This window comes from Hymenobacter sp. 15J16-1T3B (assembly GCF_020711235.1).
In the GTDB taxonomy this organism is placed as follows: domain Bacteria; phylum Bacteroidota; class Bacteroidia; order Cytophagales; family Hymenobacteraceae; genus Solirubrum.
The window spans coordinates 125,781-150,425 of the sequence record NZ_JAJFAV010000015.1; the positions used below are offsets into that span (position 1 = coordinate 125,781).

Sequence of the window (24,645 nt, forward strand, 5' to 3'; positions counted from 1 at the left end):
TGAAAAAATTTTACGCTCAAAGTTTGAGCCATGCTAGAACTTTCAGTATTCTTGCACCGTAAAGCTACCACAAATCCGCTGATGGCTTAGCTGGAAACGCCAGCAGTTTGAGCCGTGCTAACGAATCTTTCCATTGCCCGCCCGTTGCCTATGGCTCACTCCTACTTTGCCACCATTCGCCAGCACCTGCTTACGCTCGGCTTCGACATCCGCCACGCCGACGAAGCGGACGGCATTCTGGTTGTCGACCACCCCGAGCAGGGCATCCGCAACCTGGTGCTGGGTTGCGGCGAGCCGCTCCTGATTCTGGAGCAGTACCTCCTGGAGCTGCCGGCTCCCTCGTGCGAGGTGTACCAGCGCCTGCTGACCAAAAACCGCGACATCATCCACGGCGCTTTCGCCCTCGACGAGTCGGGCCGCAAAGTCATCTTCCGCGACACGCTGCAGCTCGACACCCTGCAGCTCTCGGAGTTGGAGGCGGTGCTGAATTCGCTAAGCCTGCTGCTTACCGAGTTTTCCGACGAACTGATCGGCTTCAGCCGGCGGTAGAACGGCGTCAACCAGCAGTTGCACGACCTGAAAAAGGCTGTCATGTCGAGCTTGTCGAGACATCTCGCGTGCTGACTTTCGAGCGTAACCACACGAAAAAGAAGACCACCTAACGTCAGCACGCGAGATGTCTCGACCAGCTCGACCTGACGTTCTGGTAACCTCACGAAGCCTCAACCCTGTCATGAACATCTTCGCCCGCCTTTTCAAAATCGGCCAGGCCGAAACGCACTCGGCCATCGACCAGCTCGAAGACCCCATCAAAATGACCGAGCAGGCCCTGCGCGACCTGCGCCAGGACCTCGACAAAAGCCTGCACGCGCTGGCCGAAGTCAAGGCCATGGCCATCCGCAGCCGCAACGAAGCCGAGGGCTTCCGCTCCAAAGCCCTGGACTACGAAAACAAGGCGGTGCTGCTGTTGCAGCGCGCCCACCGCGGCGACTTGGCCCCGGCCGAGGCCGACCGCCTGGCCAGCGAAGCCCTCACCAAGAAAACCGAGCACGAAGCCCAGGCTACCCGCGCCGGCGAGGACCAGCAGAAGTTTGAGCAGTCGGCCCAGCAGCTGGACCAGAACGTGCAGCAGCTCAAGCAGACCATCAGCCAGTGGGAAAACGAGCTGAAGACGCTCAAGGCCCGCGCCGCCGTCAGCGCGGCCACCCAGACCATCAACAAGCAGCTGGCCCAGCTCGACTCCTCGGGCACGGTGGCCCTGCTGGAGCGCATGAAGGAAAAGGTGGCGGTGGAAGAAGCCCTGGCCGAGTCGTACGGGCAGATTGCGCAGGAAAGCAAGACCGTCGACCAGGAAATCGACAAGGCCCTGCAGGGCAGCGCCGGCGGGCAGGCCGCGGCCGACTTGCAAGCGCTGAAGCAGAAGCTGGGGCTGAGCACGCCGGAGCAGCCGCAGCAGTAGCCTACGAATCGTTATTGCTACGCTATGAACCGCCACGAACGAACCTTACTCCGCATCGGCACGGTGCTGCTGGTAAGCATGGCCGTGCTGCGCATCAGTCACTGCATCGACGGCGGCGCGGCCCTGGCCCTGCTGGCCTTCGGCGGCCTGTTTGTGGGCGCGGCCCTGAGCGGGCACAACAAACGCCTGAAAGCCGAAAACCAGGCGCTGCGGCCGCGCCCACTGCAAGACCGCCAGGCCCGCTCCTGACCCTGGGCTGCCGGCTTAGCGGTGTGGCCCGGGGCCGTTTGCTTACCTTTAAGCTGCCCTCCTCATGCCTATGACAGAATTGCTACAAGCCGCGCTTTCGCGCCCCAATCTGCCGGCCACCGGGCTGCTCATTTTTGTGCTGCTGTACTGGCTCACGGTTATCGTCGGCCTGCTCGATTTTAAAACCCTGGACCTCGACGTCAGCCACGATCTGAACACCGAGGCCCACCTGGGCGTGGCGTGGCTCAACCACGCGCTGGCTTTTTTCAACCTGGGTCGGGTGCCGCTGATGGTGTTCCTGAGCTTCGTGGCTCTGCCTTTGTGGGTCGGCAGCATCCTGACGAATTATTACACCGGCAACCAATCAGGCCTCTTGGGGCTGGCCTTCACGGTGCCGCTGTTTATCGGCAGCCTGCTCATTGCCAAGGTGCTGACCATGCCCTTTGTGCGGCTGTTTGCTACCTTGGAGCGCGACCACGCCGACCACACCTCGCCCGTGGGCAAAATCTGCACGGTGCTGCTGCCCACCACACGGGAGCGGCTGGGCCAAGCCGCGGTGCGCACCGGCGAAGTAGCCCTGACTTTGAACGTACGCGCCGCCTCCGCCGCCACCGAGCTGCGCAAGGGCGACACCGCCCTGGTCATCGACTACGACGCGCAGGGCCGCTGCTACCTCATCGAACCCTACGAGGTGGCCTGACGCTGACTGCCTTTCGTCCTACCTCCCAACACCCGCTTGCTATGATTACGCCGCTGCAACTTTTCATTTACTGGGCCGCCACCACGGGTGTCGCCGGCTCTATTCTTTCGTGGACCAACTCCGTAGCGGCCGGGCTCGAAGCCTGCGGCCGCCTGCTCGGCGCATTGCTTGACCTGATCCTGGCTTAAGCGGCCGGGCTATTTTCCGCTCCCTTTCCCTCTCCTACTGCATTAACTTTTACTGCCTCCTGTTATGGTTGGTCAACTTTCCCTGGCTGTGCTCGTCGTGCTCGGCCTTTTCTTACTGGGCATCATTGCCATCATTGCGCGCATGTACCACAAGGCCGCCCAGGGCGAGGCCTTGCTGCGCACGGGCATGGGCGACACCAAAGTGTCCTTCTCCGGCATCTTCGTGGTGCCCATCCTGCACCGCTTGGAAACGATGGACATCAAGCTGAAAACCATCGTCATTGCCCGCGCCGGCAAGGAAGGGCTGGTGTGCAAGGACAACCTGCGGGCCGACGTGAAGGTGAATTTCTTCGTGCGCGTCAACAAGACGCACGAGGACGTGATGAACGTGGCCCAGAGCATCGGCGCGCACCGCGCTTCGGACCCGGCGGCGCTGGAAAACCTGTTCGACGCCAAGTTCTCGGAAGCGCTGAAGACCGTTGGCAAGCACTTCGACTTCATCGAGCTCTACAACTCCCGCGAGCAGTTCAAGCAGGAAATCGTGCGCATCATCGGCACCGACCTGAACGGCTACGTGCTCGACGACTGCGCCATCGACTACCTGGAACAGACCCCGCTCAGTTCGCTCAACCACGACAACATTCTGGACGCGGAGGGCATCAAGAAGATTATTGCCCTGACCTCGGAGCAGAAGATTCAGGCCAACAACATCGAGCGGGAAACCCAGAAGACCATCAAGAAGCAGGACGTGGAGGCCCAGGAAACCATCCTGCAGCTGGAAAAGCAGCTGATGGAAAACCAGGAAAAGCAGAAGCGCGAAATAGCCAGCATCCGGGCCCGCGAGTCGGCCGAAATAGCCAAGGTGCAGCAGGAAGAGCTGCTCAAATCGGAGCGCGCCCGCCTCGCCACCGAGGAAGAAGTGAAGGTGGCCGAGCAAAACCGCGACCGGCAGATCCTGGTAGCCGAGCGCAACAAGCAGCGCACCGACGCGGTGGAAACCGAGCGCGTAAGCCAGGCCAAGGCCCTCGAAATCAATGAGCGGGAGCGGATTGTGGCCCTGGCGCAGATCGAGAAGGACAAGGCCGTGGAAGAGGAGCGCAAGAACATCCAGGCCATCATCCGGGAGCGGATTGCGGTGGAAAAGGCCACCGTGCAGGAGGAGGAGAAAATCAAGGACACCCGCGCCCAGGCCCAGGCCGAACGCGAAAAGCTGGTGGCCCTGACCGCCGCCAAGCAAGCCGCCGAAGCCGCTACCGTCAACACCGTGGGCGAGGCCGACATGGCCCGGCAGGCCGCCGAGCTGCGCGCCAAGCAGGCCCTCATCGACGCCGAAGCCGAGAAGGCCACCGCGGAGTTTAAGGCCCAGGCCATCCGCACCCTGGCCGAAGCCGAAGCCTCGAAAGCTACGGCCGTAGGCCTGGCCGAAGCCCAGGTGATGCAGGCCAAAGCCACCGCCCGCCAGAAGGAAGGCGAAACCCAGGCCACCGTGCTGCAGCTCACCGCCACGGCCGAAGCCCAGGCCATTCAGGCCAAAGCCGCCGCCCAGGCCGACGCCGACGAGAAGCTGGGCGTGGTGGCCGCCAAGGTGAACCGCGAGAAGGCCATGGTGGAAGTGGAAGTCATCGACGCCATGGCCGACGCCCAGCAGAAGAAAGGCCTGGCCGAGGTGCGCGTGAACGAGGAGAAGTTCGCGGTGGAAGCCAAGGGCATCGAGGCCAAGGCCGACGCCATGAAAAAGCTCGACGGCGTGGGCAAGGAGCACGAGGAATTCAAGCTGCGCCTGGCGAAAGACCAAGCCGTGGAGCTGGCCGAAATTAACATCCAGAAGGACATTGCGGCCGCGCAGTCGGGCGTCATTGCCGAGGCCCTGAAAGCCGCCAAAATCGACATCGTGGGCGGCGAAACCATGTTCTTCGACCAGATTATCGGCTCGATTACCAAGGGCAAGAGCATCGACCGGGCCGTGGGCAACTCCCAGGTGCTCACGACGGTGAAGGACACCTTCTTCTCGGCCGACGGCGGCGGAGACTTCAAGCACAACATCACCCGCTTCGTGAACCAGTTCGGCCTCAAGTCGGAGGACGTGCGCAACCTCACCATTTCGGCCCTGCTGCTGCAGATGATGAACAAAGCCGGCGACGACGCCACGCGCAACACCATCACCCAGCTGACGAGCACGGCCAAGCTGCTGGGCCTGTCGGACAAGAAAGTGAGTGCGCTGAACTAAGACGTGTCACCTGCTGGCCCCCTCCCCTGCAAGGCGAGGGGGCCAGTTTTTTAGACCAAGCCAGCTTCGGAAGCCATCAGCGCTTCCGAGACGAACCTAGCACCAATGCAAACACCGCCTTCGTCCGCCGCTTCTACCGGCAAGAAACAGCTACTGGTCGGGCTGTTCGTTCTGGCCCTGGGCATTGCCGCTTTAGCGGGCGTCATTACCTGGGCCCGGCGGGAAAACCAGCAAAAGCGGGCGTTGATTTTAAAGAACCCTGGCGTTACCACGGGCATCATCACCCGACGCCGGACCCACAAGAACAGAGGCGTTAACGTCACTTACCGAGTCGGCGGGCGGGAATACCGGCTGAGCGCCCGTACCAGCCGCGCCTTCCTGCGCAGCCACCAGCAGGGCGACACCACGGCCGTGGTGTACGCCAAAGCGGACCCGTCCGAGGCCTTGCTGAAAGCCACACTGCTGCGCGAGAAAAACTAATTACCCCTTACGTTCGCACGTTAGGTTCTTACCCGCTTTATGGAACAAACCGCCGTGCCCCAACTCGAAACCGGCACCTACGAAATCCTGCGCAACCGCCTCTCGAAGGGTGGCTCTGAGCTGCGCCTACGGCTAGACAAGCTTAATACCGAGCGCAAAAAGGTCTTCGGCGCGCTGGACTGGCAGCTGCTGGGCACCGGGCGCATCACCACCGACCACAACTGCGTGCCCATGGACATGGTGGCGCTGGGCGACAAATTCCTGTTCGGCTACAACGTGCTGCTGGGCCTTAAGACGGAGGTGGAGCTGAGCGACATTTTCGGGGTGTACCAGTACCAGCGGCCCGAGTTTCACCAGGTGGGCCTGGAGCTGCTGCAGGACAAAACCTTCCTGGAGGAGCTGCGCAACCTCTACAAGTACTACAAGAAGACGCGCTTCGTGAAGTTTGCCCAGCGCGGGGAGCACCTGTTCATGGTGTTCCGGGTGGGCAAGACGCCCAACGACATCAAGACCTTCAAGTGGCTGGTGCAGGGCCAGACGCTGACCTACCTCGACAACCGCTCCGACCACGAGTACACCTTCCCGCCCCAGCACGAGTTCCAGTGGAAGCGCGCCACCCGCGACATGCACCGGGCCGGCAAGCACCCGCACATCAGCATCGAGGACAAGGTGTTCGTGGAAACGGTGGGCGGGGATTTGACCATCAAAGTCGAGGACAACACCAAGACCGGGCAGGGCATTTACGCCGAGCCCGTCGACAACAAGGACCAGACCCTGGACGACGCCGAAATTCATTACGCGGTGGTCGGCCAGCTGGTGCTGCTCAAGATTCGGCCCTACCAGGAGCAGCAGTTTCGCTACTTCCTCTACAACACCAAGCTGCGCCAGGCCCAGCGCCTCGACGCGCTGGCCGACGCCTGCGTGCTGCTGCCCGACGGCCACGGCCTGATTTTCCCGCACGGCTACTACCTGCAAACCGGCGACGGAAAGCAGTTCGAGCAGGTGCCGCCGGAGCTGGTGTTCGAGCGGCGCGTAGCGGCGCCCAACGGTGAGGATTTTCTGTACGTGTTCTTTCAGAAGGACAACGGCCTGTACCTGCTGCTGAGCTACAACCTGATTAGCCAAAAGGTAGCCGCGCCCATCGTCTGCCACGGCTACGCGCTGTTTGAGAACGGGGAGCTGTGCTACTTCCGCGCCGACGAGGAGCCCAAAAAGCACCACACGGTGCAGATATGGCAGACGCCCTACACCGCGCCCGATTTCCAGCTGCCCGCCGCCCAGGACGGCTACCTGGGCAAGCTCGGCAACAAGGAAATTGTGCGCGCCATGGCCGAGGCGCAAGAGGTGCTGACGCTCATCGGCAAGGACGACTCCTACACCGGCCTTTACCTCGACCTGATTCGGCGCACCACCTCCCTCACCGACTCCTACCACTGGCTAACCGAGCCCGGCGCCGAAAAGCTGGCCGAGCCCCTGCAGGACATCCGCCAGGCCGCCACCGCCGCCGTGGAAGAGTTCGACAAGGTGCAGCGCATCCGCCGCAGCACCCAAGAGCAAACCCAGCAGGTGCTCGGCCGCGCCCAGGAGCTGCGCGAACAAATCAAACGCTCGGCCGATGCCACCGAAGTGCAGGCCTACGTGCAGCAGCTGGCCGATTTGCGCCAGGTGCGCGGGCAGGTCATTTCGCTGAAAGAGCTGCGCTACGTGGACGCAGCCGCCGTCGATAAGGCCGCCGAGGAGCTGCAGGGCCTCTCGCAGGAAGTGGCCCAGCGCACGGTGGATTTCCTCTTGCGCGACGACGCCCTGACGCCCTACGCCGACCGCGTGCAAGCCCTGGGTGCCGGCATCGACCAGTTGCCGACGGTGACCGAGGCCAACAAGCTCGAGCAGGAGCTGAACGGCGTGGCCACCGAGTTGGAACTGCTCATTGACGTGGTGGGCAACCTGCCCATTGCCGACCCGACGCAGACCACCCGCATCATCGACAACATTTCGGGTATTTACGCGGGCTTCAACCAGCTGCGGGCCGCTCTCAAGCGCCGCCGCCAGACCTTGGCCGGCTCGGAGGCCCAGGCTGAATTTGCGGCCCAGCTCAAGCTGCTCGAACAGGCCTTGGTAAACTACCTCGATCTGTCGGACACGCCCGCCAAGTGCGACGAGTACCTCTCGCGCCTGATGGTGCAACTAGAGGAGCTGGAGGGCAAGTTTCCGGAGTTCGACCAGTTTCTGAGCCAGCTGGCCGCCCGCCGCGAGGAAGCCTATGAAGCCTTCGAAGCCCGCAAGCAAAGCCTGGTGGCCGCCCGTAACCAGCGCGCCTCCGCCCTGCTGCAATCGGCCGAACGGATGCTAAAAGCGGTGCAGAACCGCGTCACGAAGCTCAGCAGCATTGCCGACATCAACGGCTACTTCGCTTCCGACCTGATGGTGGAGAAAGTGCGCCGCACGGTGGACGAGCTGCTCGGCCTGGGCGACGCGGTGAAAGCCGACGACCTCCAATCCCGCCTGAAGACCGTGCGCGAGGACGCCGTGCGCCAGCTCAAGGACCGCGCCGACCTCTTTACCGACGGCGGCCAAGCCGTGCGCTTCGGCCCGCACACGTTCACCGTCAACACCCAGCCGCTGGAGCTGACGCTGGTGCTGCGCGACGGGGTGCTGCACTACCACCTGACCGGTACCAACTTCTTCCGCCCCGTCGAGAGCGAAGCCGTGCAGCAGGCCCGCCCGGTGTGGGAGCAGACCTTGCCCTCGGAAAACCAGGACGTGTACCGCGCCGAGTTTCTGGCCGACTACCTGCTGCGCGCCGCTCAGCACCCGCGCCCCGCCGCCGACGGCGCTCCGGCGGTGCTATCGGTGCCCGAGCTGGAACGGCTGAGCCCGGCCGAGCTACTTGGCTACGTGCAGCAGCACATGGCCCCGCGCTACGCCGAGGGCTACCTCAAGGGCGTGCACGACCACGACGCGGCCCTGCTCCTGGCGGCGCTGGTACGCCTGACGCGCACCGCCGGCCTGCTGCGCTACCCCGCCGATACCCGCGCCGCGGCCGCGCTCTACTGGCACCGCTTTGCTCCGACCGAGCCGAAAACTCACTGGCAGCGCCAGATTCAAGGTTTGGCGCTGCTGCTGCAGGTTTTCCCCGACGCCCAGGAAACCGGCCAGCTCACCGCCGAGTTGCAAGCGGCCATCGACGCCTTTGCCGCTAAAACCGGCTTATTCACCCCGTCGGAAGTGACCGAGGCCGGCGAATACCTGCTGCACGAGCTGATTCAGCAGAGCAGCGCGTCTTCGCTGGCCGGGCCGGTGCCAGGAGCCGGTGCCGGCCCGGGCGGCTTGGTGGAAGGTCGGGGCAGCCTCCCCGCGGAGCCGGCCCCGGTTCCCCGAACGCCCTTTACCACCTCCGCCGAAGCCGCCGACCTGTACGACGCCTTCCAGAAGCAGCTCAAGGAGCGCCGCGCCACTGAAACCTTCGAGGCGTCGGTTGCGGCCCTGGGCAGGCAGCCCACCGCCCAATTTCAGCTGATCCGCCAGTGGCTGCAGGCTTTCCGCCAGCAAACCGCCAGCGCCGCCGCTGACGCGTACCGCGACGAAGCAGCCGTGCTGCTGTCTACCGGCGGCTACGCGCCGGAGAAAGTGGTACGTACGCCCCTGACCGAAGTGCTGCCCGACATGCGCGGCAACCATGCGCGCGTTGTCGCCAGCAACGAGCAGCAAACCACGAAAAACGAATACCAGCTCGATTTTCCCGCCTTCCGCCGCCGGCTGCACCACTACCGCGCGCGCACACTGCCGCAGTTTGAGGCCTATCAGGCGCTGAAAAAGGAGCTGCTGGCCCAGGCCGCCGAGGACCTGCGCCTAGAAGACTTCCGCCCCCGCGTGCTGACTTCCTTCGTGCGCAACCAGCTCATCGACCAGGTGTATTTGCCGCTCATCGGCGCGAACCTGGCCAAGCAGATCGGCACTGCGGGCGAGGGCAAGCGCACCGACCTGATGGGTCTGCTGCTGCTGATTTCGCCGCCGGGCTACGGCAAAACGACGCTGCTGGAGTACGTAGCCAACCGCCTGGGGCTGATTTTCATGAAAATCAACGGCCCGGCCATCGGGCACGCGGTGACCAGCGTGGACCCCGCGCAGGCGCCGAATGCCGGGGCGCGGCAGGAGCTGGAGAAGCTGAACCTGGCCTTCGAGATGGGCGACAACGTGATGATTTACGTCGACGACATCCAGCACTGCCACCCGGAGTTCCTGCAGAAGTTCATCTCGCTCTGCGACGCCCAGCGCAAAATCGAGGGCGTGTACCAGGGCCGGGCCCGCACCTACGACTTCCGCGGCCGCAAGGTGTGCGTGGTGATGGCCGGCAACCCCTACACCGAAACCGGGGACGTGTTCAAGCTGCCCGACATGCTGGCCAACCGCGCCGACATCTACAACCTGGGCGACATCCTGACGGCCGGCTCCGAGCAGGCGTTCCGCCTTTCTTACCTCGAAAACGCCCTTACCAGCCACCCCACCCTGGCCCGCCTCGCCGCCCAGGCCCCCCAAGACGTGCCCACTTTGCTGCGCCTGGCCGAAACCAACTCGGCCGACGGCCTCACGTTCGAAGGCAACCACTCGCCGGAGGAACTCAGCGAGTACGTGGCCGTGCTGCGGCAGTTGCTGCGCCTGCGCGACGTGGTGGCCCGCGTCAACGCCGCTTATATCAGCTCGGCCGCCCAGGCCGACGCCTACCGCACCGAGCCGCCGTTTAAGCTCCAGGGCTCCTACCGCAACATGAACAAGCTGGCCGAGAAAGTGCGCCCGGTGATGAACGACGCCGAAATCGAGCAGCTGCTGGCTGCCCACTACGAAAGCGAAGCCCAGACCCTGACCAGCGCCACCGAAGCCAACCTGCTCAAGCTGCGCGAGCTGCTGGGCTGGCTCACGCCCGAGCAGGAGCAGCGCTGGCAACAGATCAAGCAGACCTACCAGGAAAACCTGCGCAACTCTGGCGCCGGGCAGCTGCTGCAGATGCTCGATAAGCTGGAAAGTATTGCCGGGGGCTTGAGCGGCATTCGGGAGGCACTCAACAACAATTAACGGCCCATGACCCTGCACCCGCTCACGGGCACCCACGCCCTGCTTTTTGCCCTCGGCCTGGGCCTGGTGCTGGCCGGGGCGCACCTGCTGCTGCACAGCAGCCAGCTCCGCCGCCGGGGCCGCCGCACCTGGGGCTCGGTCAGCGGGACCGATACCAATCCGGCCCGCACCCACGTCACCTTTCGCACCACCGATGGCGAGTTGGTAACGGTGTAGTCGCGCTACCGGCTGGCCGCGGGCGCAGCCGTGCCGCTGTACTACGACCCCGAGCAGCCCGCGCAGTTTGCCATCGACAGCGCGCTGTACCGGTGGGGACCATACGCGCTGATTGGGCTTGGCCTGGGCCTTATCCCACTGGCGTGGCTGCACTGAGCGCGGCCAGCCTACCCCGTCCGAAGCCGGACGGGACGCCTTTCCGTCTTGATTCAGCCGACTTCCGCCTGGGGCAGCTGCTGCGCCGGATTGATCTAGCGGCTTGGTTATGGATTTGGCGGCTGGCAGCGCCCGGCCCGCCAGCCATTGCCCACCCCGCAGTCCATGTTTTAGGTATTCGCGCAGTATTTGCAGAGCAAAGCCGATTTCACCGCCGAAGAAATTCAGCGTATCCAGGCCGTTACGGTGCTCAAAAACGTGCGCAAGCGGCAATTTCTGCTGCGGGTCGGCGAGGTGTGGTCCTTCAACGCCTTCGTCACTAGCGGCTGCCTGCGCACCTACGCCGTGGATGCGAGGGGCGCCGAACACATCATCACCTTTGGGATAGAAAATTGGTGGGTGGGCGACCAGGAAAGCTTGGTTCCCGGCCAGCCTGCGCGCTACAACATCGATGCGGTGGAGGACTCGACGGTGGCCCTGATCAAGAAAGAAGAGTTTGAGCGGCTGCGGCGCGAGCTGCCCCAGTTCCACGAGGTCATCAACACCATTCTATACCGCAGCTTTATGGCGGCGCAAAACCGCATCCATGCGGCCATCAGCTACTCGGCCGAGGAAAAATACCGCGACTTTCTGCAGAAGTACCCCGGCTTTGCCCTGCGCATTCCGCAGCACATGGTGGCCTCTTACCTGGGCATGACCACCGAAACGCTCAGCCGCATCCGCCGCTGCTCGTAGCCGGCCGCGGGCGGCTACGAGCGGGCGCAGCTACGCCCGAAAAACCAGCCTCGTTCGGCGGCGCTCGAGCATTCCTGCCATGTCACCCGACAGGGCTTTTTTTGACAAATGTCAAAGGAATAGGGGGGCGGTTCGACGGACCTTTGTTCTGTTAGCCGGCCGCTCGTAGCCCGCTTCGTCCGCCACCTCGGACCGCAACGCATAAGGTCCCGGCGTCCGCCCGGTGCCATTCGCCCATCCTTTTTCGCCATGAAAAACAGCGTTTTTCAGCTTGCCCCGATGCGCCCTTACCCCGGCACGGGCTAGACGGGCCCGCTCAGGCTCAACCCCATCATAATCAACTCAAAGTCTTCACGGCGTGCCTAACCCTTCGCCGCCTCTCTTTCTACCGTTTTTTCAACCTTTCTCATGCATACCTCGCAAAAACTCGCCGGCAAAGTAGCCCTCATTACGGGCGGTACCAGCGGCATTGGCCTCGGCGCGGCCAAGGCTTTCGTCGCCGAAGGCGCCTACGTATTCATCACCGGGCGCCGGCAGGCCGAGCTTGACGCGGCCGTGGAGCAGCTCGGCACCTCGGCCGCCGGCATCCGCAGCGACGTCACCAATCCGGCCGACCTCGACCGGCTGTTTGCCACCATCCAGGCGCAGAAAGGCCAGCTCGACGTGCTCTTCACCAACGCCGGCGGCGGCGAGTTTGCCCCGCTGGGCAGCATCACCGAGGCGCATTTCGACAGCACCTTCGACCTGAACGTGAAGGCCACGCTGTTTACGGTGCAGAAAGCCCTGCCCGTGCTGCGCGACGGAGCTTCGGTTATCCTGATGGCTTCTACGGCCGGCTCCACGGGCAGCCCCAACTTCAGCGTGTACAGCGCCTCCAAGGCCGCCGTGCGCTCCTTTGCCCGCACCTGGACGCTCGACCTGCAGGCGCGCCGCATCCGCGTTAATGCCATCAGCCCTGGCCCCATCGACACCCCCGGCCTGAGCGGCTTGGGCACCGACGAAGCCCAGGCGCAGCAGATTAAGAGCTACCTGGCCAGCACCGTGCCGCTGGGCCGCCTGGGTCAGCCCGAAGAAGTGGGCAAAGCCCTCGTATTCCTCGCCTCCGACGATAGCAGCTTCGTAGCCGGCACCGAGCTGTTCGTGGACGGCGGCATGGCGCAGGTGTAGCCGCCCGCCGAAGTAGCTACTCATGGCAACGCCGCAGCCGGGCCCTTCCCGGCTGCGGCGTTGGTGTTTGCAGGCTGCAGCCTAAAGCTAAAACTCAAAGGTCTCGCAGTGCAGCACCGTGGGCTCACACGCGAGGAGGTAGCGCGCATCCTCCGGGTAATACCGCGCCTGCTCGTACTCTTCCCCGGCAAACCGCTTTATGCTGGCGTAGTCGTTCCAGCGCGTGACCGTCCAGAAGTGGCACACCTCCCCCTCCAGCCGCCGCAGCACCTGCACGCTCAGGTTGCCCGGCGTATTTTTATAGTCGGCAATGCCGGACCGCTGCAGGTATTCCAAGTAAGCGTCGGCGTGATGGGCGGCCGTGGTGCCGTGCCAGATGCGGGTGATGATGGTGGGCATAACGGGCAGTATTGAATGGTCTGGTATTACGCGCAATGGGGCCGGTAAGTCGGCTAACGACTCCCCCGATTGGCCGGTTTTTCCACGTGCCTGCTGCGTATTTCCTTTTTCGGCCCGGTGGGCCTGCGTCCTGAGCCGGCCGCACCGAAACGCCCGCCCGCTCCCGCCCGTTAGCCGGCAGACTATGCCTGCTCCCGCCGTCCGCCTCACCGAAGGCCCCATTCTCCGCACCCTGCTCCGCTTGGCCGTACCCATCGTGCTGGCCAACCTGCTGCAGACCGGCTACCAGCTCGTCGATGCCTACTGGGTGGGCCGCTTGGGCGCCGCCGCGGTGGCCGCCGTGGCCGTCAGCTTCCCCGTCAACTTCCTGCTTGTGGCCCTGGGCTCGGGCTTTTCGGTGGCCGGCTCGGTGCTGGTGGCCCGCAACTTCGGTGCCCGCAACCTGCCCATGGTCAACCACGTGGCCGCCCAGTCCTTGGTGCTCACCCTGTCCCTGTCGCTGCTGCTGGCCGTGGGAGCTTATTTCGCCTCGCCCTTGCTGCTGCGCCTCATCGGCGTCGGGCCCGACATTTTTCCGCTGGCCAACCGCTTTCAGCAGGTACTTTTCCTCGGCCTGCCCCTGAACTTCGGGTTTCTCATGTTTCAGGCCCTGATGCGCGGCGTGGGCCAGGTGCGCCTGCCGCTCTACATCAACCTGCTGGCCCTGGCCCTTAATTTCCTGCTCGACCCGCTCTTCATCTACGGCTACGGCCCGGTGCCCGGCCTCGGCGTGGCCGGCGCGGCCTTGGCCACCGTCAGCACCCAGGCCCTGTCGGTGGTGCTGGGCTTCGTCGTCATGCTGCGCGGCACCGCCGGGCTGAAGCTCAGCTTCCGCGGCTTCCGCCCCGATACGGAGCTGATGCTGCGCGCCTTCCGCCTCGGCGCCCCCTCCTCCATCGATTTATCGGCCCGCGCTCTGGGCTTTTCCATGATGACCATCCTGGCCACTGGCTTTGGCACCACCGTGCTGGCCGCCTACGGCATCGGCTCGCGCCTGCTGGCCCTGGGCATCCTCCCGGCCCTGGGCATCTCACTGGCCTGCTCCACGTTGGTGGCCCAGAACCTCGGTGCCCAGCGCCCCGACCGCGCCCGCCAAACTGCCCGCTACGCCATTGGCACCAGCTTCCTGGGCCTGCTGCTGGTGGGCGGGGCCATATACGCGGCCGCCCAGCCGCTGGTGCGCTTCTTCCTCGCCGGCGACGAAGCCGTGGCCGCCGAAGCGGTGCAGTTTGTGCGCATCGCCGCCGCCAGCCTCTGCTTTACCGGCGTGCAACAGTCGGTTTCCGGCTCCCTGCGCGGGGCCGGCAACACCCTGGGTGCCATGCTCCTCACCCTCATCAGCACCTGGGTGCTGCAGTTTCCCATTGCCTGGTACCTCAGCAGCCACACCGCCCTGGGCTTCCGCGGCCTCTGGTGGAGCTTCGTGGCCAGCAACGTGCTGGCCGCTACGCTGGCCCTGCTCTGGTTTCTGCGAGGCAGCTTGCAGCAAGCCGACGTGCTCCAGCCGCAAGTGGACGTGGAGGCGGGAGTGGCGGAGGAAGCGGGGTGAGGCGGCGGCCCAGTTCGGCTGGTTTATGGGCCCCAACGCTACGGTAGTGCTCCGCTCATCAGTGCGCAAGTTTTTTTTTGAACAGGAAGCCGGGGTGAGGCGCACATGAGGCCTACTATTCGCAGAAGAAACCGCGGTGATGGGCGATAATCCGAGCCGCTTGGACGGCAGTTTCGGCCCGCTACCGCTCCGGCCGCCGGCCCTGGCACCTGGCTTGCAATTACCCTGGCAAGCGGTTGAATCCTTCGCCGCCTCCACTTCTTCTCCTCCTCTCACCCCAACCTCCACTTGCCATGAAAGCCTCCCTGTTTTCCTTCGTTGCCGCCCTGGGCCTGTTCGCTGCTTCTGCCTCGGCCTTCGCCGCCCCGAGCGCCGCTCCCTTCAACAACCGCCGCGAAATGAGCCGCTACGAGCGGGAGCGGGCCGAACGCCTGGAGCGCGAACGGGCCGAACGCGCCCGCCGCGAAGCCGCGGAGCGGCAGCGCCGGTTTGAGCTCGAACGCCAGCGCCAGCTCGAAGCCCAGCGCCGCCTCGACGCCCAACGTGCCGCCGAACGTGCCCGCTACGAAGCCCAGCACCGCAACGACCGGCACGACGACCACGGCCGCTACGACCGCGACTACCGCCGCTAGGTCGCTTCACGCCTGATTGCCCCAAAAAGCCCCGGCCCACCAGCCGGGGCTTTTTGCGCCCTCCCCGGAGTGCCGCACGCAAGGCAAGGCCGGTATACAGCTCTTAAGCGCATTGTCGAAAGCATAGGGCGTCGCCCTACCGCGTCAGCTGGCTTCCCCTCCCCTTTTCGGAGAGGGAGCTGGGGGGTGAGGCGAACGTGAGGCCGGCCGGCGGCTGCGAGGCTTCGTCTTCCCGCGGTAAAAAGATGCGAAACGTGGTGCCCGCGTCCACGGTGCTGTCCACCTCCACGCGCCCACCCGCCTGCCGGGCCAGCCGGTTGACCAGGTACAGCCCCATGCCCGTGCCGGCCACTTCCGGGTGAAAGCGGCGAAACAGCTGAAACAGCTCCCGGCTGTGTCGCTGCAGGTCGATGCCGCGGCCGTTGTCCTGCACCTCCAGCACGGTGGCGTGGGGGGCCCGGGTCGTGCGCACCCGCACCCGCGGCGGCCGGCCCGGCACGGCGTACTTCAGCGCGTTTGAGAGCAGGTTGTAGAGCAGGCTGTGCAGCCCCGGCCGGGCCATGCGCAGCACCGGCGCGGCGGCGAAGTCCAGCTCGAAGGTGGCCCCGGCCGGCAGCGGCTGCAAGCTGCGGATGATTTCCTCGGTGAAGGGCTGCAGCGCCACGGGCTCGGCGGGCATCTGCTCCAGGGCCCGCTGCAGCTGCACCACCTGCGTCAGCCCGTCGATGGTAGCCAGGATCTGCCCCAGCGCGTCCTCAAACATGCACATCATCTGGGTCGCCTCCGCGTCGTGGAAGGTGACGGAGCGGCGCAGCTCCTCGAACAGCCCCACCATGTTGTTGATGGGCTGCTTCAAATCGTGCGAGGCCGTGTAGACGAAGGAATCCAGGTCGGCATTGATGCGGGTGAGCTGCTCGTTTTTGGCCCGCAACTGTTCATTGGCCCGGGCCAGTTGCTCGCGTTGCTCCTCGGCCTGCACTTTGGCGCGCAGCAGTTCCTGCTCGTACTTGCGCCGCTCGGTGATGTCGAACAGGCTCACGCGCACGGCCAGCGGCGTGCCGTCGGGCTCGCGCAGCAGCACCGCGCTCAGCAGCACCGGCAGGGTGCTGCCGTCGCGGCGGCGCAGCAGGTAGCTCATTTCGCGCACCTGCCCCTGCAGCAGCAGCAGCGGGGCGCAGTGCGTTTCGTAGTGCACGCGCCCGCCCACCGTCAGCAGCTGCTGCAGGCAGCGGCGGGCCACCAGCTCCTCGCGCCGGTAGCCCAGCCAGCCGAGCAAGGTTTGGTTCAGCTTTACCAGGGTGCCGTCGGGCAGGCAGGTGCAGTAGCCGCAGGGCGCGTGCTCGTAGAGGTCTTCGAGGTTTTCCTGGGTCAGGCGCAGGTCCAGAGCGGGCAGCGGCTCCTCGTCTTCGGGCAAATTCATGGCTACGGGCGGGGCGCAGCGCCCAGAAAGTGGTCGATGGCGGCAATGGTGGGCGCGGGCGCGCTCAGGTGCGGACAGTGGCCGGAGGTGTCGAGCACTACCAGCTCGCTGCCGGGCAGCTGCCGGTGCAGGTATTGACCCACCTGCACCGGGGCAATAACGTCGTGGGCGCACTGCAGGATGAGGGCGGGCGTGCGCAGCCGCGGCAGGTCGGCGCGGTTGTCGCCTAGGAAGGTCACGCGGGCGAAGTGCCGGGCAATGGCCGGATCGGTGCGGCAGAAGCTGTCGGTCAGCTCCCCGGCCAGCTCGGGCCGCTCCGGGTGGCCCATGATGACCGGCGCCATGGCCCCCGACCAGCCCAGGTAGTTGGCGTCCATCGCGTCGAGCAGCTCCTCGATGTCGGCCCGCTCGAAGCCGCCCACGTAGCCCGCGTCGTTGAGGTAGCGCGGCGAGGGCGCCACCAGCACCAGCCGCTCCACCAGGGCGGGCGCGGCAATGGCCGCCAGCACCGCAATCATGGCGCTGACGGAGTGGCCTACCAGCACCACCCGCGGCAAGGCCAGCGCCTGCAGCACTTCCAGCACGTCGTCGGCGTGGGCCTGCAGCGAGGCGTAGCGGGCGGGGTCGTAGGCCGCCAGCTCGGAGCCGCCCGCGCCCACCAAATCGAGCAATACCACGCGGTAGCGGTCCTCGAAAGCCGGTGCCACCAAGCGCCACATGCGCTGGTCGCAGCCGAAGCCGTGGATGAACACCAGGGCCACGGTCCCGGTCCCGCTTACCGAGACGTTGTTGCGCGTGAGGGCACTCGTTGCCATTTCTACTGCTCCCGGCTCGTGGTGATGTTAGCGGCCTGGCTGACCCAAGATAGGGGTTATCCGCCGCACGTTCTGCGGGTAGTTGGGCCGTGGCCGGGCATCCCGGCCACGGCCCAGCCGTAAGACCGACGAAGCGCCCGCACCTTTCCCGGCACCAACGCTCCGCCCGTATGAACGCTAAGCTGCTCGCGGCCACCGCCCTTGGCCTGCTCCTGCTCCTTCGCCCCGCCGCCCAGGCCCAGGACCTCGGCGGCGCCCTCGACCTGGGCCAGCTCGGCCAAAGCCTGGCCCTGAGCGCAGCCATCAACGCCGACGCCGAGCGGCGGGCCAAGGAAATGGGCATCCGCCTCGACCACTCGAAAGCCGGCAGCCAAACGGCGACTACCGGCGCCGGTGCCGCCCGCCTGCGCTACACCGCCACGCCCGCCCTGCGCCGCCAGACCGTCGACAACCTGGCCCGGCGCTTGCAGGCCCGCAGCCCGGCCCAGGCGCAGGCCCTGCGCACCAGCTTCGGCCCCGGCGGCCCGGCCGATTACGCCCGGCTCTACACCGCCGGCCTGCCGGGCTCGGGCTTTCAGGACAACGACGCGGCCTCATCCCTGGCCTCGTTTCTGGAAGTGGCCTACGTAGTCGTCAACGACCTGCGCGACACCAAGGCCCTTACCCCGGCCGTCGACCAGGGCTTGCGCCAGCAAGTGGCGGGCCTGCTCAGCCAAAACGCCGCCGCCAAGAGCCCGGCCCAACTGGCCCAGCTCGGGGAGGAAATGAAGCTGCAAACCGTGGTGCTGATGGCTGGCTGGCAGGAAAGCCTCAAATCCGGCCAGGCGGCAGCCTTCCGCGGCAACATCGCCCAAAGCTTCCGCTCCCAGTTTGGCCTCGACCTCACCCAGGTCCGTCTCACCGAAAACGGCTTCGTGCCCAAATAGCGCCGGCTCCTTTTGGCGCGACGCCGGCTGCCCGGGTAGCTTAGTCCTGTCTCTTTGCCGAGGTGGGTTGTGTAGGCTTGTGAAGCCTTCGGCCGAGTGCTAGTGGCAGGTATTTGTTCGTTCGGAGGCAGACGAGCGGACCCTGCGCGAAGCATCTGGGGCGCTTCCCAACTCGTGTAATCCTCACCATCCACACGCGGGATGTCTCGACTGCCCCCCCCGGCAGGACGGCTTGGTTAGCCTGTTCGACCACGCCCGGGAGGTGCTACGCGTAGCGGCGGCCTGATTGAGCGCCCCGGATGGCGGCGGTATTTTTTTGCTGGACTACTTACGCAACCCGGGCGGCCCGACGCACTGTCGGGCCGCCCAGGTTATCAGCGGTGCTCAACGGCAAGAGCTGCGACCAGTCCGTCCGGCTTTCCCGCTTGGGTTGATCGGCGGAGCGGCCGTGCGTGGTGCGCTAGGGCATGCCTTTGCCGCCGGCCGCGCCGTAGACTTGCCCGGTAGAGTAGCTGGCCTGCGGGTCGGCCAGCTGCACGTAGATGGAGGCCAACTCCACTGGCTGCCCCGGCCGGCCCATGGGCGTGTCGCCGCCGAACTTCACCAGCTTTTCCTGGGTGGCGCCGCCGCTCACCTGCAGGGGCGTCCAGATGGGCCCGGGGGCCACGCCGTTGACGCGGATGCCCTTGGGGGCGAGCTGCTTGGCCAGGGAGCGAACGTAGTTAGTGGTAGCGGCCTTGGTCTGGGCGTAGTCGTAGAGGTCGGGCGAGGGGTCGGTAGCCTGCTCGGAGGTGGTGCCGATGATGCAGGAGCCCGGCTTGAGGTGGGGCAGCGCGGCCTTGATAATCCAGAACGGGGCGTAGATGTTGGTTTTCATCGTCGCGTCGAAGTCCTCGGTGCTCAGGTCCAAAATGGACTGGCGCTGCTGCTGCCGCCCGGCGTTGCTGACCACGATGTCGAGTCCGCCGAGCTGGCGCACGGTTTCGTCGACCAGCCGCTTGCAAAACGCCTCGTCGCGTAGGTCGCCGGGAATGGCCACGCCCTTCTGCCCGGCGGCTTTGATGAGGGCAATAACTTCCTTGGCGTCGGCTTCTTCGGCCGGCAGGTAGTTGATGGCCACATCGGCGCCCTCGCGGGCGTAGGCAATGGCGGCGGCGCGGCCCATGCCCGAGTCGCCGCCCGTAATCAGGGCCTTGCGCCCCTTGAGGCGGCCCGAGCCCTTGTAACTTTTCTCGCCGTGGTCGGGTTTGGGCTCCATTTGGCCGGCCAGCCCGGGCCAGGGCTGCTGCTGGCTCTTAAACGGCGGCTTGGGGTATTTTTTGGTGGGGTCTTCCAACGGATCGGCGGCGGCGCTGCCGGTTTCGGGGGCCCCGAATACCGGGCCGACGGCCGCCACGGCCAAGCTGGCGCTCAGCCCGCTGATAACCTGGCGGCGGCTGAGCTTGTGTTCTTCGTTCATCATGGGTTAGATGCGGTTGTGGTGTTGATGCAATGCCTAGCAGCTACGCGGGGCGCCGGCGTACCGTTGCCCGGGTCCGGCTCCGTGCCACCCGACGTGCCCCGGCCGCGCGCCCGGAGTGGCCCCGGTTGGCCAGCCCTGCCGCCGCTTTCCGGCCGCGTCCGCGGCGGGGCCGTATCCGCCCGGCCCCTGCCCCCGTACCTTGCAGCTCACCTCTTGCTTTCTTCGCCGTGCCCCCAGCTGCCCCCGCGCCCGCGCCCTACCTGCTCATCCGCTGCCCCGACGAGCCGGGGCTGATTTACCGCATCACCGGCGTGCTCTTCCGCCACGGCCTGAACATCGTGCGCAACGACGAGTTCGTGGAGCAGTCCGGGCCCACGTTTTTCATGCGCACCGAGCTGACGGGCACCATCGAGGCCGAACCGCTGCTGCGGGAGCTGCGCGCGGCCCTGCCCGCGGCCGCCGACGTGCATCTCGGCGACCCGCGCCCCAAGGACATCGTGGTGCTGGCCACCAAGGAGCACCACTGCCTGAGCGAGTTGTTGGTGCGCCACGCCTTCGGGGAGCTGGGCGCCCGCATCCGGGCCGTCATCAGCAACCACGCCGTGCTCGGGCCCCTCACCGAGCAGTTTGGCGTGCCCTACCACTACGTGAGCCACGAGGGCCTGAGCCGCCCGGCCCACGAGGCCGCCATCCGCGCCGTGCTCGACTCCTACCAGCCCGAGTACGTGGTGCTGGCCAAGTACATGCGTATTCTCTCGCCCGAGTTCGTCGCCCCCTACGCCGACCGGCTTATCAACATCCACCACTCTTTTCTGCCGGCCTTCGTGGGGGCCAGCCCCTACGCCCAGGCCTACGAGCGGGGCGTGAAAATCATCGGCGCCACGGCCCACTTCGTCAACGACGACCTGGACCAGGGGCCCATCATCACCCAGGGCGTGATGCCCATCGACCACAGCCAGAGCGCGGCCGATATGGCCCAAGCCGGCCGCGACGTGGAAAAAATTGTGCTGGCCCGGGCCCTGCGGCTGGTGTTTACGGAGCGCGTGTTCGTGCACCGCAACAAGACCATCATTTTCGAATAACCCACTGACAATCTGCCCCTGCGCCCCGAAAAGCCCCGGCCGCAGGTCGGGGCTTTTCGGTTAGTGGCCCGCCCGGCTGCAAGGGTAGCGGGGCTTTGCCTCCCGGCGGCCGGCTTGTTTTTTGCGGGCTGGCACACCAGGGGCTGCCCCGGAGCGTTGTGCTTCCTGGCTTGGCCGCGGGCCGTGCGTTGCTACCTATCCACGTTACGTTTCACTGCTTGTCGACATTCTTACCTGCCGAATCCCGTCCGGTTGCGTGCTGCGGGCCCCACCGGCACCGAACCGGGGCGCCGACGCTGCGCCCGGCGCTTGCTGCTACCGCCTCCGCCAAAACTGCACCGGCTATAAGGGCCGGCTCTACGTGATGCGCGGGCATTAAACCTGCGCGCCGCATTGGCATCTACCCCACTACATCTTTCTCGCCCTACCCGCTATGAACACGTTACGCATCTTTCTGCTAATTCTGCTTACCGCCGCCTGGGCCCTGGCCCGCACCGTATTCGGGCGCTAAAGCGGCCGGCGCCTCCGAGAAGTGCCGGGCAGCACCGAGCGCCCTAAGCAACCTTTGCCGCCGCCGCGCAGTAGCCCGATGCAAGGCCGGCGGCCACTTGCCGGCCCTCATCAGCTTTTTTGGCATGACTCACCGGCCCGATTCTTCCCTCGGCCTTAGCGACCGGCTGGCGCTGGAACGCACGCGCCTGGCCAACGAGCGTACCGTGCTGGCGTACCTGCGCACCGGCATGGCGCTGGTGGTGGCCGGCTTCTCGCTGGTCAACTTCTTTCGCGCCCACCTCTACGTGTGGGTGGGGGTGCTGTTCGTGCCCCTGGGCCTGGGCATCGTGGCGCTGGGCTGGGTGCGCTTTCTGGCCAAGCGCCGCCACATCCGGCAGGCCATGCAGTGAAGCCAGCCGCTGGCCGACGCAGGAGGGGCCCGGGCGGGCCTCGCGGGTGATAGTTGCGTTGTATCTTTATGCTTCCTTCGCAAGCACCCACCCATGAAACACCTGTACTCAGCGGCGTTGCTGCTGCTCGTCAGCTTGGCGGCCCACGCCGTGCCCCTCACCTTCCGTGTGGACATGAGCCAGCAGACGGTAGCCGCCGCGGGCGTGCACGTGGCCGGCAACTTCCAGGCCGCCGCCGGCTTCGGCACCGACTGGAACCCGGCCACCACCCTGCTCACCGACCCGGATAATGACCGCATCTACGAGGTGACCGTGGACGTGCCGGCGGGAACTTACCTCTACAAGTTCGTGAACGGCAACGGCTGGAGCGGTGCCGAACTGCCCTCCGCCTCCTGCGGCGTGGACGACGGCGGCGGCAACGTGAACCGGCAAGTGGCCCTGCCTACCTCGGCCCTGCGCCTGCCGGCCGTGCCCTTCGGCGGCTGCCCCACGCTGGTCACGTTTCGGGTGAACATGCGCGGGCAGACGGTGGCCCCGGGTGGCGTGCACGTGATGGGCAACTTCCAGACCCTGGCCGGCTACGCCAGCAACTGGAACCCCGCGGCCATTGCCCTCACCGATTACAACAACGACGACATCTACGAGGCGCAGGTGGCGCTGCCGGCTCCGGGCCGCTTCCTCTACCGCTTCGTGAACGGCAGCGCCGCCGCGGCCGCCGAAACCGTGCCCGCCACCTGCGGCCTCGACGATGGCACCGGCGCGGGCACCCTGGCCCGGGTGTACAACGCCACGGCCGCCACCAACACCGCGCCGGCCGTGTGCTTCGGCTCCTGCCAAACCTGCGGCCCCACCCTCGACGCCTTCGCCACGCACTGGTGGAACGACGCGGTTTTCTACGAGGTGTTCGTGCGCAGCTTCTACGACTCGAACGGGGACGGCAAGGGCGACTTCGCCGGCCTGACCCAGAAGCTCGACTACCTCAACGACGGCAACCCGGCCACCACCACCGACCTGGGCGTGACCGGGCTGTGGCTGATGCCCATGATGGAGTCGCCGAGCTACCACGGCTACGACATCACCGACTACAAAGCCACCGAGGCGGACTACGGCACGATGGCCGAGTTCGAAACCTTCCTGGCCGCCGCCCACCAGCGCGGCATCAAGGTCATTCTGGATCTGGTGTTCAACCACACCTCCGACCAGCACCCGTGGTTTACGCAATCGGCCAGCGCGGCCAGCAGCCCCTACCGCGACTGGTACCGCTGGTCGAGCACCAACCCCGGCGGCCTGGGCTGGTACCCGCGCAACGGCAGCTACTACTACGGCTACTTCTGGAGCGGCATGCCCGACCTGGACTGGCGCAACCCGCAGATGAAGGCCGCCATGTGGGACGCCACCCGGTTCTGGCTGCGCAAGGGCGTGGACGGCTACCGCCTCGACGCGGTGAAGTACCTGGTCGAAACCGGCACCACCGTCGAAAACGCGCCCGAAACCCTCGACGTGCTCCGGGAATTCCGCGACTCGGTGCGGGTGGTCAGCCCGAACGCCTTCACCATTGGGGAGGTGTGGACCAGCACCGCGCAGGCCGTGCCCTACGTGGTTGATCAGCGCCTCGACGCCTGCTTTGAGTTTGACCTGGCCGCGGCCCTGGTGAGCAGCCTGAACGCGGGCAGCCCCGCCACCGTGCGCGCGCAGCTGGCCGCCACCGACGCCAGCTACCCGCGCCTGCAGTACGGCACCTTCCTGAGCAACCACGACCAGAACCGCGTCCTGGGCTTGCTGGGCGGCGACATGGCCCGCATGAAGCAGGCCGCGGCGCTGTACCTGACCATGCCCGGCGTGCCCTTCGTGTATTACGGCGAGGAAGTCGGCCTGCTCGGTACGGGTGCCGACGAGGACAAGCGCAAGCCCATGCAGTGGACCGCCGGGACCAACGCGGGCTTCAGCACCGGCACGCCCTGGCGGGCTCTGAACGCGAACTACGCCCAGTACAACGTGGCCACCGAGCAGGCCGACCCCAGCTCCCTGCTCAACCACTACAAGAAGCTGATCGGCCTGCGCAACGCCCAGCCGGCCCTGCGCCGCGGCTACTACCTGCCGCTGACGTCTTCGGCCGCCGGCTCCCTGCTCAGCTACGCCCGCGTGTACAACCAGGAAGCAGTGGTGGTGGTGAGCAACCTGAGCAGCGCCGCCGTCACGGGCGCCACCCTCGCCTTGCCGCTTTCCACCCTGAGCGCCGGCACGTACCAGGTGACGGAGCTCTACTCGGGCCAATCCGCCGGCTCGGTGACGCTGGACGCGCAAGGCGGCTTCGGCAGCTGGGCCGTAAGCCTGCCCGCACTGAGCGCCAACCAAACCTGGGTGCTGCGCCTGACTTCGCCGGCCACCGCCGCCCGCGCGGCCCAGGCCGGTCTGGGCGTGCAGCTCTACCCCAACCCCGCCGCCCACGCGGTGCGCCTGGCCCTGAGTGGCGCCCCCGCCGGCGCGGCGCAGGTGCAGGTGTACGACGGGCAGGGCCGCCGCCTGCGCACGGTTGATTTCCAGGGCCCGCAGCACACGTTCGACACCAGCACCTGGGCCGACGGCGTGTACTTCCTGCGCGTGCAGGCGGGCCGGGCCGTGGGCGTGCAGCGCCTCGTAGTGACGCACTAACGCGGACGCTACCCAAGCCAATGCAACGACGCCGGCCCCACGCACAGGCGTGCTCTGGTCGGGGCCGGCGTCGGTGGCGGGATGCGCCGGGCTGCTGATGACACGCACCGCGCCTGGGGT

21 protein-coding genes are annotated in these 24,645 nt (G+C 66.0%); 17 read left to right on the top strand and 4 right to left on the bottom strand.

All coding sequences use genetic code 11. The features are described 5' to 3' along the window. Positions 1 to 150 precede the first annotated feature (150 nt). From LJ737_RS21780 to LJ737_RS21830, 11 genes are all read left to right on the top strand, one after another. Complete coding sequence (locus tag LJ737_RS21780; RefSeq protein ID WP_227768872.1) at positions 151 to 549, top strand: YbjN domain-containing protein; 399 nt, start codon at positions 151 to 153, stop codon at positions 547 to 549. Positions 550 to 733: 184 nt separating this feature from the next. Then, positions 734 to 1,459: a PspA/IM30 family protein gene (locus LJ737_RS21785; protein WP_227768873.1), complete on the top strand. Its 726-nt coding sequence runs from the start codon at positions 734 to 736 to the stop codon at positions 1,457 to 1,459. A 24-nt stretch (positions 1,460 to 1,483) separates the two neighbouring features. Next, the gene (locus LJ737_RS21790) at positions 1,484 to 1,708 is read left to right on the top strand and encodes a hypothetical protein (RefSeq protein WP_227768874.1); all 225 of its coding nucleotides are present in this window, start codon (positions 1,484 to 1,486) and stop codon (positions 1,706 to 1,708) included. A 70-nt stretch (positions 1,709 to 1,778) separates the two neighbouring features. Next, positions 1,779 to 2,408: an OB-fold-containig protein gene (locus LJ737_RS21795; protein ID WP_227768875.1), complete on the top strand. Its 630-nt coding sequence runs from the start codon at positions 1,779 to 1,781 to the stop codon at positions 2,406 to 2,408. Positions 2,409 to 2,449: 41 nt separating this feature from the next. Then, positions 2,450 to 2,596, top strand: coding sequence for a hypothetical protein (locus LJ737_RS21800; protein ID WP_227768876.1), 147 nt, complete (start codon positions 2,450 to 2,452; stop codon positions 2,594 to 2,596). Between the two features lie 64 nt (positions 2,597 to 2,660). Then, entirely contained in the window at positions 2,661 to 4,823 is a 2,163-nt protein-coding gene (locus tag LJ737_RS21805) for a flotillin family protein (protein ID WP_227768877.1), read from the top strand. A 105-nt stretch (positions 4,824 to 4,928) separates the two neighbouring features. Then, the gene (locus LJ737_RS21810; RefSeq protein ID WP_227768878.1) at positions 4,929 to 5,303 is read left to right on the top strand and encodes a DUF3592 domain-containing protein; all 375 of its coding nucleotides are present in this window, start codon (positions 4,929 to 4,931) and stop codon (positions 5,301 to 5,303) included. Between the two features lie 39 nt (positions 5,304 to 5,342). Then, positions 5,343 to 10,373, top strand: coding sequence for a DNA repair ATPase (locus LJ737_RS21815; RefSeq protein WP_227768879.1), 5,031 nt, complete (start codon positions 5,343 to 5,345; stop codon positions 10,371 to 10,373). 6 nt (positions 10,374 to 10,379) lie between these two features. After that, a complete protein-coding gene (locus tag LJ737_RS21820; RefSeq protein WP_227768880.1) occupies positions 10,380 to 10,589 on the top strand; it encodes a hypothetical protein in 210 nt (69 codons plus the stop codon). A 345-nt stretch (positions 10,590 to 10,934) separates the two neighbouring features. Next, complete coding sequence (locus tag LJ737_RS21825) at positions 10,935 to 11,480, top strand: Crp/Fnr family transcriptional regulator (RefSeq protein ID WP_227768881.1); 546 nt, start codon at positions 10,935 to 10,937, stop codon at positions 11,478 to 11,480. 408 nt (positions 11,481 to 11,888) lie between these two features. Beyond that, complete coding sequence (locus LJ737_RS21830) at positions 11,889 to 12,647, top strand: glucose 1-dehydrogenase (protein WP_227768882.1); 759 nt, start codon at positions 11,889 to 11,891, stop codon at positions 12,645 to 12,647. 87 nt (positions 12,648 to 12,734) lie between these two features. Here the strand turns inward: LJ737_RS21830 and LJ737_RS21835 are convergent, their stop codons facing one another. Continuing rightward, positions 12,735 to 13,046, bottom strand: a complete 312-nt coding sequence (locus tag LJ737_RS21835; RefSeq protein ID WP_227768883.1) for an antibiotic biosynthesis monooxygenase family protein — start codon at positions 13,044 to 13,046, stop codon at positions 12,735 to 12,737. 184 nt (positions 13,047 to 13,230) lie between these two features. Between LJ737_RS21835 and LJ737_RS21840 the strand changes: the two genes are divergently transcribed. Together LJ737_RS21840 and LJ737_RS21845 are read left to right on the top strand one after the other, a co-directional pair. Continuing rightward, positions 13,231 to 14,634, top strand: a complete 1,404-nt coding sequence (locus LJ737_RS21840; protein ID WP_227768884.1) for an MATE family efflux transporter — start codon at positions 13,231 to 13,233, stop codon at positions 14,632 to 14,634. Between the two features lie 293 nt (positions 14,635 to 14,927). Further along, positions 14,928 to 15,266: a hypothetical protein gene (locus LJ737_RS21845; protein ID WP_227768885.1), complete on the top strand. Its 339-nt coding sequence runs from the start codon at positions 14,928 to 14,930 to the stop codon at positions 15,264 to 15,266. A 136-nt stretch (positions 15,267 to 15,402) separates the two neighbouring features. Here the strand turns inward: LJ737_RS21845 and LJ737_RS21850 are convergent, their stop codons facing one another. Both LJ737_RS21850 and LJ737_RS21855 read right to left on the bottom strand, forming a co-directional pair. Beyond that, complete coding sequence (locus LJ737_RS21850) at positions 15,403 to 16,686, bottom strand: PAS domain-containing sensor histidine kinase (protein ID WP_227768886.1); 1,284 nt, start codon at positions 16,684 to 16,686, stop codon at positions 15,403 to 15,405. 2 nt (positions 16,687 to 16,688) lie between these two features. Next, entirely contained in the window at positions 16,689 to 17,501 is an 813-nt protein-coding gene (locus LJ737_RS21855) for an alpha/beta fold hydrolase (protein WP_227768887.1), read from the bottom strand. Positions 17,502 to 17,671: 170 nt separating this feature from the next. Here LJ737_RS21855 and LJ737_RS21860 point away from each other — a divergent pair, with 170 nt between their 5' ends. Continuing rightward, positions 17,672 to 18,427, top strand: coding sequence for a DUF6683 family protein (locus LJ737_RS21860; protein ID WP_227768888.1), 756 nt, complete (start codon positions 17,672 to 17,674; stop codon positions 18,425 to 18,427). Positions 18,428 to 18,887: 460 nt separating this feature from the next. Here LJ737_RS21860 and LJ737_RS21865 read toward each other — a convergent pair whose 3' ends face one another. Continuing rightward, complete coding sequence (locus tag LJ737_RS21865; RefSeq protein ID WP_227768894.1) at positions 18,888 to 19,886, bottom strand: SDR family oxidoreductase; 999 nt, start codon at positions 19,884 to 19,886, stop codon at positions 18,888 to 18,890. A gap of 230 nt (positions 19,887 to 20,116) precedes the next feature. Here LJ737_RS21865 and purU point away from each other — a divergent pair, with 230 nt between their 5' ends. The 3 genes from purU (at position 20,117) to LJ737_RS21880 (ending at position 24,525) form a co-directional block, all read left to right on the top strand. Beyond that, on the top strand, positions 20,117 to 20,971 hold the full coding sequence (purU, locus tag LJ737_RS21870) for a formyltetrahydrofolate deformylase (protein WP_227768889.1): 855 nt from the start codon (positions 20,117 to 20,119) through the stop codon (positions 20,969 to 20,971). Positions 20,972 to 21,606: 635 nt separating this feature from the next. After that, on the top strand, positions 21,607 to 21,873 hold the full coding sequence (locus LJ737_RS21875) for a YidH family protein (protein ID WP_227768890.1): 267 nt from the start codon (positions 21,607 to 21,609) through the stop codon (positions 21,871 to 21,873). 93 nt (positions 21,874 to 21,966) lie between these two features. Beyond that, complete coding sequence (locus tag LJ737_RS21880) at positions 21,967 to 24,525, top strand: alpha-amylase family glycosyl hydrolase (RefSeq protein ID WP_227768891.1); 2,559 nt, start codon at positions 21,967 to 21,969, stop codon at positions 24,523 to 24,525. Positions 24,526 to 24,645 lie beyond the last annotated feature (120 nt).